Raw genomic sequence first — 14,085 nt, 5'->3', positions numbered from 1 at the left:
CGGGTGTCGACCCGAGTGCAGGGACGTCGGCCGCGCTAGTTCGGTTCGAGGGAATCCGCGCTCGCGGCACAGAGAAAACGCCACGACCGCGTCGCCGCGTGGAGGTTGAAACGTGTATCGACATTGCGCAGGTCATAGCCGGAGACCTGACCGATGCGTGCAAGCCGATAACGCAGCGTGCTGCGGTGGATGTACAACGCTTTGGCCGTTTCTTCGTAGTTGCCGCCGTTTTCGAGGTATTGGCTCAGCGTGTGAACGAGCTCTGACTTCTTGATGGCGTCGTAGTGGAGCAGCGCGCCGAGCCATTCCTGGATGAAATCCTCGACGGCGCCCTCCGCGTGGGCTGCATCGACGAGACGGTAGAAGCCGAGTTCGTCGTAGGCCGATGCACCGGAGGGAACCGCGGAATTCAACCGCACATTGAGCGCCCGCTGAGCATCGGCGAAAGATTTCGGGAAGTCCGATGGGGTGTCACAGCACGAACCGATGCCGATGGCGCATGTGGCTGGGGTTATGGACTGGCTCAGCGTGCGGTGAAGTTCTCGCGGATCAGGGCGGCCTTCGGTCGCGAGCACCAGCAACCGGCCGCGACGTCCCTGGAGCCTGTTCAGGTGCAGTTCTGCGGCAGCACGGCCGGCAGCGGTGACCATCGAATCGAACCCGCCCGAACTGTGCACGACGACCACGTAATGCCTACGGTCAAGGTCATGGCCTAACGCCTGCGCCCTGGCAAGGGCACTGCCGTCGTCCATACCGGCGATGAGGTCATCGACGAGTTCGCGGCGCACGGAGGACTCCGCCTCCACGAGCCTGTGCTGATGGAGCAACTCGTAGCCCAACAGCCTGCTCGCGAAGTGCAACGCGGCGATGTCGTCGTCGGTGATGCGGTTGCGCGGACCATGATCGCCAGCACGCCGAGTTGTTCGCCACGGGGCGAGACGAGGACTGCAACGCGATCCGTCATTTGCATGGGACCGTGACGAGCAGCCAGGACGGCAAGTTGGTGCTCCCGCCGATGCGGGTCCGGTTTGGCGTAAGGCACCGGCCGCCCGGGGCCGGCCCAGCAGCGGAGATTGCCGAACCGATCCTCAAGAGCTACGGGCAGCCGTGTCAACGCATGCAGCGCGTCGGTGATTGCCTGCTCGTCCCCTCCACCTTCGAGGGCCGCCTCGATAGTGTCGTGAACCCGCGCCTGGCTTCGCAGCTGCTGCCGCGCGCCGGCGAGGTCGGTCGTCGCTTTAGCGAGTTGCTCGGTGCACCGCTCGTCGCGCCGGTAGATGGCAGCACATGCCAACGCTGTGCCCGCCTGATTTGCCAGCACCATCAACAACCGAAGGTGGCCGTTCGAGGGCAGGTGGGCAGCGCTGACGACGAGTGCGCCCTCGACCGTACTTTGGTGTTTGAGGGGAAACGCCCAACTCCACGCCCGCCCGGGTACCGTCACGGCTCCGTTTCCACCTGAGTCGGCGACCATCCGGTCGAGGCTGTGGCACTCTTGCTGCGTCGACGGGGATCGTGCCCACGCACCGCCGGTGAGGCGATACGTGGCTTCGGTATGACAAGGCCCGATTCGGGGCACCGCCGCAGCGACTTCGCTGAGAATTGCCATAGCGTCCAGCCACTCGAAAGTGACCGTGGAGAGCGCGGCCAACTGGTCGGCTGTGGGAGCGCTCGGCGACCCGGCAGTCATGCTGTCGCGTTCCGACGGACGTATGGTGACCTCGGCATCTGCAGCTCCTCGTCAGCCGGTGCCTGTACCCCCGTAGTGGTCCGCCAAACCGGGTCAGTCTTGACCACGTCTGCCTCCGAAAACTGGCCATCATGGTCGTCAAGCTGCCGACATCATCGGCCATGTCTTCACCGCCTTCTTCACCGCAAAAGCCGGTGGGGGAGGGCAGCGGGCTCGGGTTGGATCTGGCGTGGCGGATCGTGGACCGCGACGGTGGGCATCTGTCGGTGCAGTCCCAGCCCGGCGACACCCGGTTCTGCGTGCGACTCCGTTACATCGCAATGAGTTCGAGCTGGATGTTGTCCGGATCGCGGAACACCACCGTCGAATACGTGATCGGTTCGGTCTCGTCGACGATGCCGGTGTGCGGGACCCCGATCTCGTCGAGCCAGGCGGTCCACGCAACCAGTGCGTCGCGTCCGGCCACACCGAACGACACATGGTCGAGCCCCGTGCGCGCCTCGTCGAACGGCTCCCCGCGGTTGCCGGTGTTGGTGTGCAACCCGAAGATCACACCCGACCGCGGCTCGGGCAGGAGCACGCTGTAACCGGTCTCCTCCCGTCCGTAGTGCGGGATCGTGAGGTCCAGGCGCTCGGTCCGGAACACCCGCTGATACCACGCGATGCTCGTCTCGAGGTTGGTCACTGTCAGTGAAACGTGATGTACGCCAACGAACGTGGCGTCATTGCTGGCGTTCAACGAAACCCCTCACCCGTGAAATGGACAATAGCCACCGGCGGTTGCGCCACCGGCGATACCGCCCGCTCCCGGCTGGTCCACACTATGCTCCTGCGTAACTGGGTGGGCGATGAAAGCACGTCGCAGCCGCTGACCTGCTCGATGCGGGCGAGCTGAGCGTCGCGCGGGTGTCCCGTGCGGTCGGATACGCCAGTGTCTGGCACGTCATCAAGGAGTTCCGGACACGGTTCGCCGTCACACCCGGCCGCTCACAGGTGACGTCTCGCTGAACGCCGGGGCCACGAAGCGGCGCAACAACTCCGACTCCTCGCGTGGGTCCGGGTTCGGCCAGTACGCCAAAGACATCACCACCCGCACGATCCACTGAGCTGCCAGCGGGTCGTCCTCGGTGATTCCGGTGAGATCCGCGGCGAGCCGACTCAGCAGCGGCGACGTGTGCAGTTCACCGAGTCCGGGCGCGTTCACCGCGCTCATCAACAGTTTGCGAATCGGATCGGACCGAATCTGCTCGAGCGCCACCATGATCGCGGTGACGACCCGGTCCGCACCCTGGCGGCCGACGACCGCGGCCCGGACCGTGTCGATCACGCCTGCCGCGAGGTGCATCAACACCACATCACGGATCTGAGCCTTCCCTCCCGCGTAGCGGTACACGGTCGCCCGCGAACAGTGCAGGCGCTTCGCGAGGGCGTCGATGTCGAAGGCGTCCAGGCCCTCGGCGATGACGAGGTCGACGGCGGCCGCGTAGATGCGCTCGGCCGCCGCTCGGCGGCGGTCGCCTCCGACCACCCAGTCGTTGCTCATGACGTCACGAAGTATCTCAGCATTGAGACACAGATGGCGCCATGACCCGGAAAATTCGCAGGCAGGATGCGTGCGCTGAGACAGACCGGCGCCTCGACGGCGGTCGGTGATCTCGACTTCTTCGGCGCCCGTTGACGCGGCGTCACCCGCCGCGCAGCGTGACACCATGACCTCACCCGACGGTGCCCTCGGTCTGGCGCTCTTCGACGACCGCTACATCCAGGATCCGGGCCCGCTCTACGCCCGGATGCACGAGACCGGCCCCCTGCACCGCATCGGTGATTCCGGCTTCTACGCCGTCAGCGGGTGGGACGCCGTCACCGAGGCGATCGCGCGCAGCGACGACTTCTCGTCCAACCTGACCGCCACGATGATGTACCAACCCGGCGGCGCGGTCGCCGAATTCCACGTCGGCGAACTCGGCGGCCCGACACAGGCACTCGCGACCGCGGACGAACCGACCCACTCCGTCCACCGCAAGGCGCTGCTCCCGCAACTGGCGGCCAAACGCATCCGAGCCTTCGAACCGTTCATCGCCGACACTGCAACCGAACTCTGGGATGACCACCTCATCGGTGGGCGCATCGAATGGATGGACGCCCTGGCCAACCGCCTGCCGATGATGATCGTCGGGCGGATCATCGGTGTTCCCGATGCCGACGTCGACAAGCTCATCCGGTGGGGGTACTCGGCCACCCAGGTCGTCGAGGGCCTCGTCACCCCGGAGCAGCTCGAGGAGGCGGGGGTCGCGGTGCTCGAGCTGAGCGGATACATCACCGAGCAGTTCCAGCGTGCCCTCACCGATCCGCACGACGATCTGCTCGGCGACCTCGCGGTCGCCACCGCGGACGGCGCGCTGGACGACATGGCCGCCCTGGCCATGATGATCACGTTGTTCAGTGCGGGCGGCGAATCGACGGCGTCGCTGATCGGTTCTGCCGCATGGGTTCTCGCGACACGCCAGGACGTCCAACAGCAGGTCCGCGAGCGGCCGGAACTCCTCGACGCCTTCCTCGAGGAGGTGCTGCGATACGAACCGCCGTTTCGCGGCCACTACCGCCACGTCGTCCACGACACCGACTTGTGTGGCGTCGAGCTCCCGGCCGGGTCGCGGCTACTGCTGCTGTGGGGTGCGGCCAACCGCGACCCGTCGCACTTCGCCGAACCGGCCCAGTTCCGGCTCGACCGTCCATCCGGCAGGGGCCACATCGCGTTCGGGCGCGGCGCACACTTCTGTGTGGGAGCCGCACTGGCCCGGCTGGAAGCCGGAGTCGTGATCCGCCAACTCCTCGACCGGACCTCCCGGTTTGACGCGGCCGATGTCGGTCGTTGGCTGCCGAGTCTGCTCGTGCGCCGACTCGAACGGTTGGACCTGGCGGTCGGCTAGCTCAGTCCTCCGAACCGGTGTCGGTGTCGCCCTGGTCGTCGTCGGTGTCGCCCGTGTCATCTCCATCGTCCGCCGAATCAGTCTCGGCGCCTTCGGTTTCGGGCGCATCGACGTCGTCCTCAGTGGACTCGGTGGACTCGAGGTCATCCTCGACGTCCGCCTGCGGTTCCTCGTCGTCGGACCCGACGGGGAGCTCGTCCGGTACGTCCTCGACCGCGGGCTCCGGCTCCTCCGGGGGCTCCACTGCGGTCTCGGTCTCGGTGACCGTGTCGTCGACGGGCTCGCTGTCCGGTTCGACGCTCACCCGCTGCGCTTCGTCGACGAGCGGTTCCTCGGCGACCTCGTCGGCGTCTTCCGTGGCCAGCGTCAGTACGGGGCCGGCCACCGACGCGACGCGGGGCAGCGGGGGAGTGGGCAACGGCGGCAACGGGATCGGGAACCAGCCGAGGCTCAGGATGTAGTCGATCTCATCGGCGACCCCGTTGGCGAAGCCGGCCGCGGCCGTGCGCACGACGGCGTTGATGCCGTCGGCCCACACGGCCGGATTGAACAAGTCGTTGACGACCGGATCCAGGAAGTCGTACACGAAGCTGTCGGCGGTGGGCAGGACGAGGTCCGGATACCAGATGTCGATCTGGTCGGCGATCAGGTAGCCCAATGGAACCCAGCCGAGCAACCAGGGCCCGAGGTCGAGTGCGATGTAGTTCGCCCAGTACCGTGCCACCGAGTAGACGTCGTCGATGACGTTGGACGCGGCGTTGGACACCACCGGATCGGCCAGTTGACCGACCAGCGCGAGTGCAGATGTGAAGTCCTGCGGCGGGGGCGGTTCGACTGGCCGTAAGAGCGGCGCCGCAGAGGCGGTGGTGATCACCGGCCGCGCCACTGCCACCGCCTCGGCCTTGGCCGCGGACGCGGGCGGACACGCCGCCAGCGCACCACAGGTCACCGCGACGACACCGGCGGCCAACACCGCCCGAAGCGAACCGTTCATCGACAAGCACCCCATCTCTCGACCCGCACGGTCGGGCCGACGCGATGCTTACTTTTTCACAGATTCCCGCCGCACGGTGGCAAGTGCGGCGTCGCGTCACTGTGGCGGGCGCAGCACCACGATCCCGGGAACGGTTCGCACGTAGTCGATCAGGGGGCTGTCGACCACCTTGTCGTCACCCCGTCGTGATGACGCGTTGCGGACGACCGGTCCGGCCGGGGTGTCGACGACGATGCCGACGTGGGTGACGTCGAGGCCGCCGTCCTCGGCATAGGCGCCGATGTAGTCGCCGGTGCGCAGGCTCTCCACCACGGTGTCGTCGACCGCCGCGCTGGGAAGGTAGGCCACTTCCCGCGGCACCTCGGGCAACCCGGGCAGATACACCCCGCCGTCGTCTCTCCGGTTGAGACGCTTGGCGACCCGGACCGGCGTCGCGCCGAGCTCGGCGGTCACGTCTTTCGCCACCGTCGGCGCCGCGGCCGCCCAGTCGGTGAAGAAGTGCCTGCGGGTGCGGAACCCGACCGCGCCGTCCTTGTACCGGACGTCGATGAGGCGGTCGATGAACTCCTCACGGTCGTCGGCGCGTTTGAGGGCCTCGACGTAGTCGGCGAAGGTGAAGCAGTCCACCGCCTCGAGGTTGACGACGAGCTCCTCGGGCTGCGCCGCAGAGCCGACGAGGGTGTCGGCGCGGTACGGTACCCCGAGGAACCGGCGGGACACCGCATCGGTAAGCGACGGAACCTGTTGTCGTGCAGCGTCATTGCGGGTGCGGAGCAGGTCGGCGACGCGCTGTTCGCTGCGGCCGTGGACGCGGACGACCGGTGGCTCGAGCGGATGGGCGGCCAGGTAGTCGACGACCGGCAGCGGTGCGTGCGCGGCGAACCCGACGGGCAGCACGACGTCGCCCGCGGTCGAGTTGTAGTACACGTCCCACCGGTAGTAGCCCTCGAACGCTGCGGGATCCCGGGCGAGCACCCCGGCGTAGTCGCTGACCGCGCGCACGTACTCGTTCGAGTTGTTGTACCGCCACAGCGCGCCGCCGGGGTTACGCGCGAAGCCGTTCGCGGCGAGATAGCGGCCCGCGGCCATGATGCTGTCGTGCGGTGAGCGGATGTCGCCGCCCCCGCCGTACGCCGCGAACGTCGCGGGCATGAACTGCATCGGCCCCTGTGCCCCCGCGGTGCTGACCCCGGCGATGCGTCCGAACGCGGTCTCGACGAAGTTGATCGCGGCCAGGTAGTTCCAGCCGACACCCGAGGCCTGCTCGGCCTTGCGGTAGAGGCCCTTCAGCTCCTCGGCGGGCGGCGGGGTGACGATCCGCCACGCCGGAAGGGTGGGTTTCGCATCTCCTCGGCTCAACTCGCTGAGCTGTCGTCGGGCGCTGACGTTGAGGTCGTAGACCGGCAGCAGTGCCGCCGGGATGCGTGGCCGCACCACCGGGTCCCACTCGGGGTGGCGGCCGAGCGCCCGGTAGGCCAGCTGTTGGCGGCGCGCCGCCGCGCGCAGCACCTCCTCCGACGACGCGGGATCGCGCAGCGCCCGCTCGTCGGCGATCAGATCGTCGGCGATCCGGGCCGGGTCGGCGGCCAGCCGCAGCCGCGGCGGAGTCACCGGGGCCGGCGAGGCGGGCGCCGGCGCCTCTGCCGGCGAGGCGACTTTCGGGGGCGACGGCTGCGTCGAGCCGGCACAGCCGACGGCCAGCGCGGCGACGCAGGCCAGCGCCGGCGCGACCCGCCGGATTCGGCGATTGCGGTGTTGCTTCACTCACTCACTTCCCACTTCGGACGCCGCACCTGGCGACGGCACGACGAGCACATCGCAGCGCGCCTCGCGCAGCACGTGCTGTGCGACGCTGCCCAAGAAGGCGTAGGACACCGGTGACCGGGCCCCGGTGCCGACCACGATCAGGTCCGTCGACCGGGATCGGCTCAGTTCTGCCAGGCGGGTCGGCGGGTGACCCGTCGTCACCATGACCTCGTGTGGTCGGGGCGTCAACGTCTCGCTCAATTGTGCGACGTACCGGCGGGCGTCCTCGGTCGCGACCTCGCGCAGCCGGTCGACTTCGGCATCGTCGACCCCGTACATCCGCAGCAGGTTCTCGCCGACGACGGTGCACGCATGGACCACGATGTGCTGGGCGGCGGGGGTGAGCGCACACCCGAAGCGCGCCGCCTCGGCCGACTCCGCCGTCGTGTCGACCGCCAGGACCACCCGTTCATACCGTTGTGTGGCAGGCCTTTTCGCGACCAGCACCGGAACCGGGCTCATGTGCACCACGTTCTCGGCGGTGGTGCCGAGAAACGCCTCGGCCAGTCCGCGTTGACCGCGATCCCCGACGACCACCACGTCGGCCGCGTTCTGGGCCACCTCGGCGGTGATCTCGACGGCGGCCCTGCCGCGACGGACCGAGACGGTCGTCGGCGTGCATTCGGCCAGGGCGTTGACGTGCACGCTCAGCGCCGCACGTGCCGCATCGGTCAGGTCGGCGGTGGCCCCCCTCTCCATCACGTGCAGCGCGGTCAGAGTGGCGCGGTGTTCGGTGGCGAGCCGTCCGGCGCGGGCGAGTGCCACCGCGGCCGGTTCGGACAGATCCGTTGCCCCCACGACGTGTTTCGGGCGTGCGACGGTGGCCATCGACTCTCACCTCCCGGGTCGACGGCGACGATACCGGCGTAGTCGCCAGATCCGGTGTGCCGACGCCGGCCAATTACGCCCCAGTCACATCCGTCACAAATTTCACGTTTATCACAGGAGTATCACGGCAAATCTCTTATCGAGAGCAGCTCTCATCAAATGCACCAGCTGAAAAGGATCACTCTCATGAACACCGTCCTCTATATGAATGCCAAGGGCGTGGTTTACGAAACCCACGCCTTCAGCAAAGCGGATATCGCCGATCTGGTGAGCGATCGCGGATTGGAAAGCCTTTCCAGCGGCGATCGGCAATTCGTCTTCTGGTTCACTCCCGCACCGCGCGGTTGCCAGCGCCGTGTCAACCGCAGCGCGACCGAACTGCTGCTGGCCACGACCGGCTTCACCGCCAAGAACGTCCCGCTGCTGCGCGGCGGCGTAGTCGTGGCGACCCACGACGCCGACGGGGATCTCGATGGTCTGAGTTGGGCCCAATTGGATCACCTGGCCGCGAGCAGCCGCACCCTCAGCAAGCGCGACTACCGCATTCTCGGCCGCCGGTTCAACGCCGCCGACGCCCGCCTGCGCCGCCGCCCGGCCACCCCCGCCGTGGTGCCCGCTCAGACCGTCGAACAACGCGAACCCGTCCGGCACTGACCATCACGGCGAACGCCTAATTCGCCGATCCGGCGAATGGCTCGACGCGCTGTGAGAACCGGACAATTCATCGCCACGACGTTGTCGAGTTTCGGCTAACCGTGGGGCGGACATCCTCGCCATCATGGAGTCAACGGTCGATCGAGTCGAGGAGGTGCGCTGTGGTTGCCGCGTCCGACCCCGGTGACCGCTCCGCCGCCGCGATGGAACGCTTCGAGCTCAGGATGCCTCGCTGGCCGCTGCTGGTGCGGCTGTTCGGTCGCGACCCTCTCGTACGCACCACCGACCGCGTCGAGGCGGTCGTCGTCGCCGTGGCCGTCCTGGTGGCCGTGTTCGCGCTGCCCGTCGCGGCCGCGATCGGTACGGCCGTACACGATTCACGCAGCACCCTCTACGCCGAGCAGAACGAGACCCGGCGCAGTGTCACGGCCATGGTCTCCGATGCTCCGGAAAACGCGTCCTTCACCCGCACCGGCGTGATCGCCGTCCCGGTGGAGTGGTGGGACGGCAACACCCGCCACACCGGAACCGTGCAGACCCAACCGACCGCCGTGACCGGCGACTCCGTCGAGCTGTGGATCGACGCCGAGGGCAAACAGGTGACCCCGCCCACCCCGACGTCGCGCGCCGGGATCGAGGGCGCGACCGCAGCTGCCGGGCTGTGGCTCGGCGTGGCTGCCGGTCTGGCGATCTTCACCGTGACGGTTCAGCTGGTGTGCGACCGCATCCGGTCCGCCGCCTGGCAACACGACCTCGACACCCTGGTCGACGGCGGCGGCCACACCACCAGCCACCCCTGACGGCGTCTTGTCGGAAGCCGACAACACCGTCGCTGCCCATTGCCCTGTGCGGGCAAGCCGACGGCGCGCTTCGGCCAGACCATGGAGGTGTCGTCGCAGGTCGGCCGTGGAGGTGGGTGGTGGTTGTCGGGCGTATTGACGGCGGACCGAGAACGGTCATCGTCGTCGGTGCGGGCATCGTGGGTTTGTCGACCGCGTGGTTCCTGCAGGAACGCGGGGTCGACGTCACGCTCGTCGAACGCGGTGGGACCGCGGCGAGCGAATCGCACGGCAACGCCGGATGGGTCTCGCCCGCGCTGGCGCTGCCACTGAACTCCCCGGCGCTGATCCGGGCGGGGTGGCGGTCCCTGTCGGACGGCGCACCGGTGCACCTCCCGATGACCGCCAACTCGGGGCTCGCCGCGTTCGCGGTGCAGTTCGCGGCCCACTGTCGGCGCAGCTCCCGTGAGCGGGCGACCCTGGCGGCCGCTGCCTTCAACGAGGATGCGATCGAAGCCTTCGACGTGCTCACCGCCAACGGCGTCGACGCCGACGTACGCGAGACGACGATCACCGCGCTGTTCCGCACGCCACGGGGCGCGCGCCGCATGCTCCGCGAGCTCGCCGACGCCGGTCAGGTGGACACACTCTCCGGCGGGGCGGTGCGGGAGCGGGTGCCTGCGGCGTCATCGGCGAGCACCGCCGCGCTGGCGATCGGCGGACAACGCCTCGTCGAGCCCGGCGCATTCGTGCGGGCGCTCGAGCGCTCGGTCCTCGAGCGCGGCGCGACGCTGCGCACGGTCGATGCCCGCGCCGTGTTCAGCTCGGGCAACGGCGTCACCGTCTACGCCGGTGCGGGGGAGCCGCTGACCGCCGACGCCGCCGTCATCGCCACCGGTGCGTGGTTGCCCCGCCTCACCCGGGGCCGGATCCGGGTCCCGATCCAGTCCGCGCGCGGTTACGCGTTCACGGTGCCGACCGACATCCCCGTGTCCGAACCCGTGTACCTGCCCGACCTGCATGTCATGTGCACCCCGCGCCCCGGGGGACTGCATGTCTCGGGCTCGGTGGAGTTCCGCGACACCTACGAGCCGGCGATGACCGAACGGGTCGGCGCCATCGTCGCCGCGGTCGACTCCGTGCTGGACGGGGTGCGCTGGGCCGAACGCACCGACATCCGCGTTGTGTCGAGCCCCGTGAGCCCCGATGGCCGGCCGCTCATCGGCGAGATCTCTCGAGCCGTCTACGCGGCGGGCGGCCACGGCCTGTGGGGTCTGACCCACGGACCGGTCACCGGTCGACTGCTCGCCGAATACGTCACGACCGGTAAGCAACCAGACCCCCTACGCGAATTCGACCCGCTGCGCCGCACGGGACGCTGACCACACCAGAAAGGAGGCCGTATATGACCATGGCCGAACATGTTTGGATGACGAGGCAGGCCTACATCCGGCTGCAGATGGAACGGGCCCAGCTGCGGGCCCGACCCGGTATCGCACGCGGCAACCGCATCCGGCGCATCGAGGAGTTGCTCGCCAGAGCGGTCGTCGGTGCGGCCCCGCCGGACGACGGGATCGCCGAACCGGGCATGGCGGTGACGGTGCGGCACGACGACACCGGCCGCGTCGACACCGTGCTGCTCGGTGTGCGCGGTATCGAAGCGCCCGAGATCGACGTGTGTTCGCCGGAGTCACCGCTGGGCCGGGCGCTCGACGGGGCCCGCTCGGGCGAGCGGCGGACGTACGCGACCCCGGACGGCGACACCGTCACGGTGACCGTGCTCGAGGCGGTGCCGTACGCGACCCGGGACACCCGCCGCCTCGCGACCGCTTGACGAGCCGGCGACACACCTGAGACGAGAGGAGTATCACCATGACCGCGATGTTGGAGCACCACACCGACACCGACCCGGCGATCTTCGCCCTGCACCGATGGGAGTCCGACGGCGGCGCCGCCGAGGAGCGCCGCGCCGGTTGACCGCTGCGGCGACCTGTCGGCCACTTTGGGTAGGGTCTCGGCGTGACTTCGAGCCTGACCGTCCGATCGGTAAACGCCCGTCTCGCTGAGGAACTCGCCGTCGGGGAGGGGCAGGTGGCGGCCGCCGTCCGGCTGCTCGACGAGGGCGCCACCGTGCCCTTCATCGCCCGCTACCGCAAGGAGGTCACGGGCAGCCTCGACGACGCGCAACTCCGCACGCTCGAAGAACGCCTGACCTACCTGCGGGAACTCGACGAGCGCCGCGCCGCGGTGCTGGCCTCGATCTCCGAGCAGGGCAAACTCACCGACGAGCTCAAGACCGCGCTGCTGACCGCGGACACCAAGTCGCGGGTCGAGGACATCTATCTGCCCTATAAACCCAAGCGGCGGACCAAGGCGCAGATCGCGCGCGAGGCCGGCCTCGAACCGCTGGCCGACCGGCTGCTCGCCGATCCGACGCTGGTGCCCGAGGACGTCGCCGCGCAGTTCCTCGGCGAAGCGGTGGCCGATGCGGCCGCCGCCCTCGACGGCGCCCGGCACATCCTCATCGAACGCGCCTCCGAGGACGCCGACCTGGTCGGCGCCGTCCGCGAGAAGTTCTGGGCCGACGGGTCGCTGCGCACCTCACCGCGCTCCGACGACGTCGCCAAGACCCCGGCCGCCCAGAAGTTCCGCGACTACTTCGAATTCTCCGAACCGCTGGAGAAGATGCCCTCGCACCGCGTGCTCGCGGTGATGCGCGGGGAGAAGGAAGAGGTGCTGTCGCTGAACTTCGACGGCGGAGACGACGCGGCCTACCTCGCGATGGTCGCGCAGACGCTGGGCGTCGACATGACCTCGACCGCCCCGGCCACGCCCTGGCTGGCCACCACGGTGCGGTTGGCGTGGCGGGTCAAGCTCATGGTCTCGGCGGCCGTCGCGGCACGGGTGCGCCTGCGTCAGCGTGCGGAGGAGGATGCCGTCGCGGTGTTCGCGCGCAACCTCAAGGACCTGCTGCTCGCCGCGCCCGCCGGCTCCCGCACGACGCTGGGCCTCGACCCCGGGTTCCGCACTGGCGTCAAGGTGGCCGTCGTCGACGGCACCGGCAAGGTCGTCGACACCTGCGCGATCTTCCCGCACCAGCCGCAGCGGCAGTGGGATCAGGCCAAGGCCACGCTGGCCGCGCTCGTCGCGCGCCACGGCGTCGAACTGATCGCCGTCGGCAACGGCACCGCCTCGCGCGAAACCGACGCGCTGGCAGCCGAACTCATCGCCGACATCGCCGCCGCGGGCGCCAAGGCGCCGGTCAAGGCGATGGTCAGCGAGGCCGGCGCGTCGGTGTACTCCGCCTCGGCGTACGCGGCGCACGAACTGCCGCAGCTGGACGTGACGTTGCGCGGTGCGGTGTCGATCGCCCGCCGGCTCCAGGATCCGCTCGCCGAACTGGTCAAGATCGAACCCAAGTCCATCGGCGTCGGCCAGTACCAGCACGACGTCACACCGGGGATCCTCGCCCGCAGCCTCGACGCCGTCGTCGAGGACGCCGTCAACGCCGTCGGGGTCGACCTGAACACCGCGTCGGTGCCGCTGCTCTCGCGGGTGTCCGGGGTGACCGACACCCTCGCCGAGGCGATCGTCGCCCACCGCGAGAAGACCGGCCCGTTCCGCAACCGCAAGGCGTTGCTCGAGGTTCCGCGGTTGGGGCCCAAGGCTTTCGAACAGTGTGCGGGCTTCCTGCGCATCACCGGCGGGGAGGATCCGCTCGACGCGTCGGGCGTCCACCCCGAGGCCTATCCGGTGGTGCGGCGCATCCTGGACCGCTCGGGGGTCACGCTGGCCGAGATCATCGGCAACGAGCGGCAGCTGCGGTCACTGAAGCCGGCGGAGTTCGCGGACGACCGGTTCGGCATCCCGACCGTCAGCGACATCCTCGCCGAACTCGAGAAGCCGGGGCGCGATCCTCGGCCGGCGTTCTCGACGGCGACGTTCGCCGCCGGCGTGGAGAAGGTCGCCGACCTGAAGGTGGGCATGGTCCTCGAAGGCGTGGTCACCAACGTCGCGGCCTTCGGCGCGTTCGTCGACGTCGGCGTGCACCAGGACGGTCTGGTCCACGTCTCGGCGATGGCCGACCGTTTCGTGTCCGACCCGCACGAGGTGGTGCGCTCGGGGCAGGTGGTGCGGGTCAAGGTCGTCGACGTCGACGTGGACCGGCAGCGCATCGGGTTGAGCCTGCGCCTCAACGACGCGCCGCAGCGCGACAAGGCCAAACCGCGCCGCGAGGGCGGCCCGCAGCAACGCCCGCAGCAGAACCGGAACGCCCAGCGCAACAACGACTCCCGTCGCCGCGAGACGCGCGCGCCCAGCGGGTCGATGGCCCAGGCGCTGCGCGACGCCGGCTTCGGCCGCTAGGCATTTCCCGTTGACTCTGCGCGTGGGGCGAAGAAGTTA

13 protein-coding genes and 1 pseudogene are annotated in these 14,085 nt (G+C 69.1%); 8 read left to right on the top strand and 6 right to left on the bottom strand.

Features of this window, described 5'->3' with window-relative positions:
• Nucleotides 1-35: 35 nt before the first annotated feature.
• Nucleotides 36-788 carry a CdaR family transcriptional regulator gene (locus AU194_RS05750; RefSeq protein ID WP_157575912.1) on the bottom strand — a complete coding sequence of 251 codons (753 nt, stop codon included), beginning with the start codon at nucleotides 786-788 and terminating at the stop codon, nucleotides 36-38.
• 188 nt (nucleotides 789-976) lie between these two features.
• Here AU194_RS05750 and AU194_RS31655 point away from each other — a divergent pair, with 188 nt between their 5' ends.
• Nucleotides 977-1,462, top strand: a complete 486-nt coding sequence (locus AU194_RS31655; RefSeq protein WP_157575911.1) for a hypothetical protein — start codon at nucleotides 977-979, stop codon at nucleotides 1,460-1,462.
• Between the two features lie 376 nt (nucleotides 1,463-1,838).
• Nucleotides 1,839-1,998 (top strand): annotated as a pseudogene (locus AU194_RS32495) (ATP-binding protein); the annotation flags it as partial.
• A gap of 2 nt (nucleotides 1,999-2,000) precedes the next feature.
• Here the strand turns inward: AU194_RS32495 and AU194_RS05745 are convergent.
• Complete coding sequence (locus AU194_RS05745) at nucleotides 2,001-2,429, bottom strand: VOC family protein (RefSeq protein ID WP_082698495.1); 429 nt, start codon at nucleotides 2,427-2,429, stop codon at nucleotides 2,001-2,003.
• Nucleotides 2,430-2,663: 234 nt separating this feature from the next.
• A complete protein-coding gene (locus AU194_RS05740) occupies nucleotides 2,664-3,233 on the bottom strand; it encodes a TetR/AcrR family transcriptional regulator (protein WP_059088278.1) in 570 nt (189 codons plus the stop codon).
• A 166-nt stretch (nucleotides 3,234-3,399) separates the two neighbouring features.
• Here AU194_RS05740 and AU194_RS05735 point away from each other — a divergent pair, with 166 nt between their 5' ends.
• On the top strand, nucleotides 3,400-4,620 hold the full coding sequence (locus AU194_RS05735) for a cytochrome P450 (protein WP_059088277.1): 1,221 nt from the start codon (nucleotides 3,400-3,402) through the stop codon (nucleotides 4,618-4,620).
• 1 nt (nucleotide 4,621) lies between these two features.
• On the opposite strand, the gene AU194_RS05730 is transcribed toward AU194_RS05735, so the two are convergent.
• From AU194_RS05730 to AU194_RS05720, 3 genes are all read right to left on the bottom strand, one after another.
• Nucleotides 4,622-5,614: a hypothetical protein gene (locus tag AU194_RS05730; RefSeq protein WP_059088276.1), complete on the bottom strand. Its 993-nt coding sequence runs from the start codon at nucleotides 5,612-5,614 to the stop codon at nucleotides 4,622-4,624.
• Between the two features lie 96 nt (nucleotides 5,615-5,710).
• Nucleotides 5,711-7,378, bottom strand: a complete 1,668-nt coding sequence (locus tag AU194_RS32955; RefSeq protein WP_059088275.1) for an N-acetylmuramoyl-L-alanine amidase-like domain-containing protein — start codon at nucleotides 7,376-7,378, stop codon at nucleotides 5,711-5,713.
• Complete coding sequence (locus tag AU194_RS05720) at nucleotides 7,379-8,248, bottom strand: universal stress protein (protein WP_059088274.1); 870 nt, start codon at nucleotides 8,246-8,248, stop codon at nucleotides 7,379-7,381.
• A gap of 186 nt (nucleotides 8,249-8,434) precedes the next feature.
• Between AU194_RS05720 and AU194_RS05715 the strand changes: the two genes are divergently transcribed.
• The 5 genes from AU194_RS05715 to AU194_RS05695 all read left to right on the top strand — a co-directional run bounded on the left by AU194_RS05715 (nucleotide 8,435) and on the right by AU194_RS05695 (nucleotide 14,046).
• Nucleotides 8,435-8,902, top strand: coding sequence for a hypothetical protein (locus tag AU194_RS05715; RefSeq protein ID WP_059088347.1), 468 nt, complete (start codon nucleotides 8,435-8,437; stop codon nucleotides 8,900-8,902).
• A gap of 161 nt (nucleotides 8,903-9,063) precedes the next feature.
• Entirely contained in the window at nucleotides 9,064-9,702 is a 639-nt protein-coding gene (locus tag AU194_RS05710) for a hypothetical protein (RefSeq protein ID WP_231743176.1), read from the top strand.
• 116 nt (nucleotides 9,703-9,818) lie between these two features.
• Nucleotides 9,819-11,063, top strand: a complete 1,245-nt coding sequence (locus AU194_RS05705; RefSeq protein ID WP_059088273.1) for an FAD-binding oxidoreductase — start codon at nucleotides 9,819-9,821, stop codon at nucleotides 11,061-11,063.
• Nucleotides 11,064-11,086: 23 nt separating this feature from the next.
• Nucleotides 11,087-11,515 carry a GreA/GreB family elongation factor gene (locus AU194_RS05700; RefSeq protein ID WP_059088272.1) on the top strand — a complete coding sequence of 143 codons (429 nt, stop codon included), beginning with the start codon at nucleotides 11,087-11,089 and terminating at the stop codon, nucleotides 11,513-11,515.
• A gap of 185 nt (nucleotides 11,516-11,700) precedes the next feature.
• On the top strand, nucleotides 11,701-14,046 hold the full coding sequence (locus AU194_RS05695; protein WP_059088271.1) for a Tex family protein: 2,346 nt from the start codon (nucleotides 11,701-11,703) through the stop codon (nucleotides 14,044-14,046).
• The last annotated feature ends 39 nt before the right edge of the window (nucleotides 14,047-14,085 follow it).

Origin of the sequence: Mycobacterium sp. GA-2829 (assembly GCF_001499965.1) — a bacterium.
Classification (GTDB): domain Bacteria; phylum Actinomycetota; class Actinomycetes; order Mycobacteriales; family Mycobacteriaceae; genus Mycobacterium.
The sequence above is the reverse complement of the archived record's forward strand: the minus strand, read 5'-3'. Positions and strand labels throughout refer to the sequence as shown.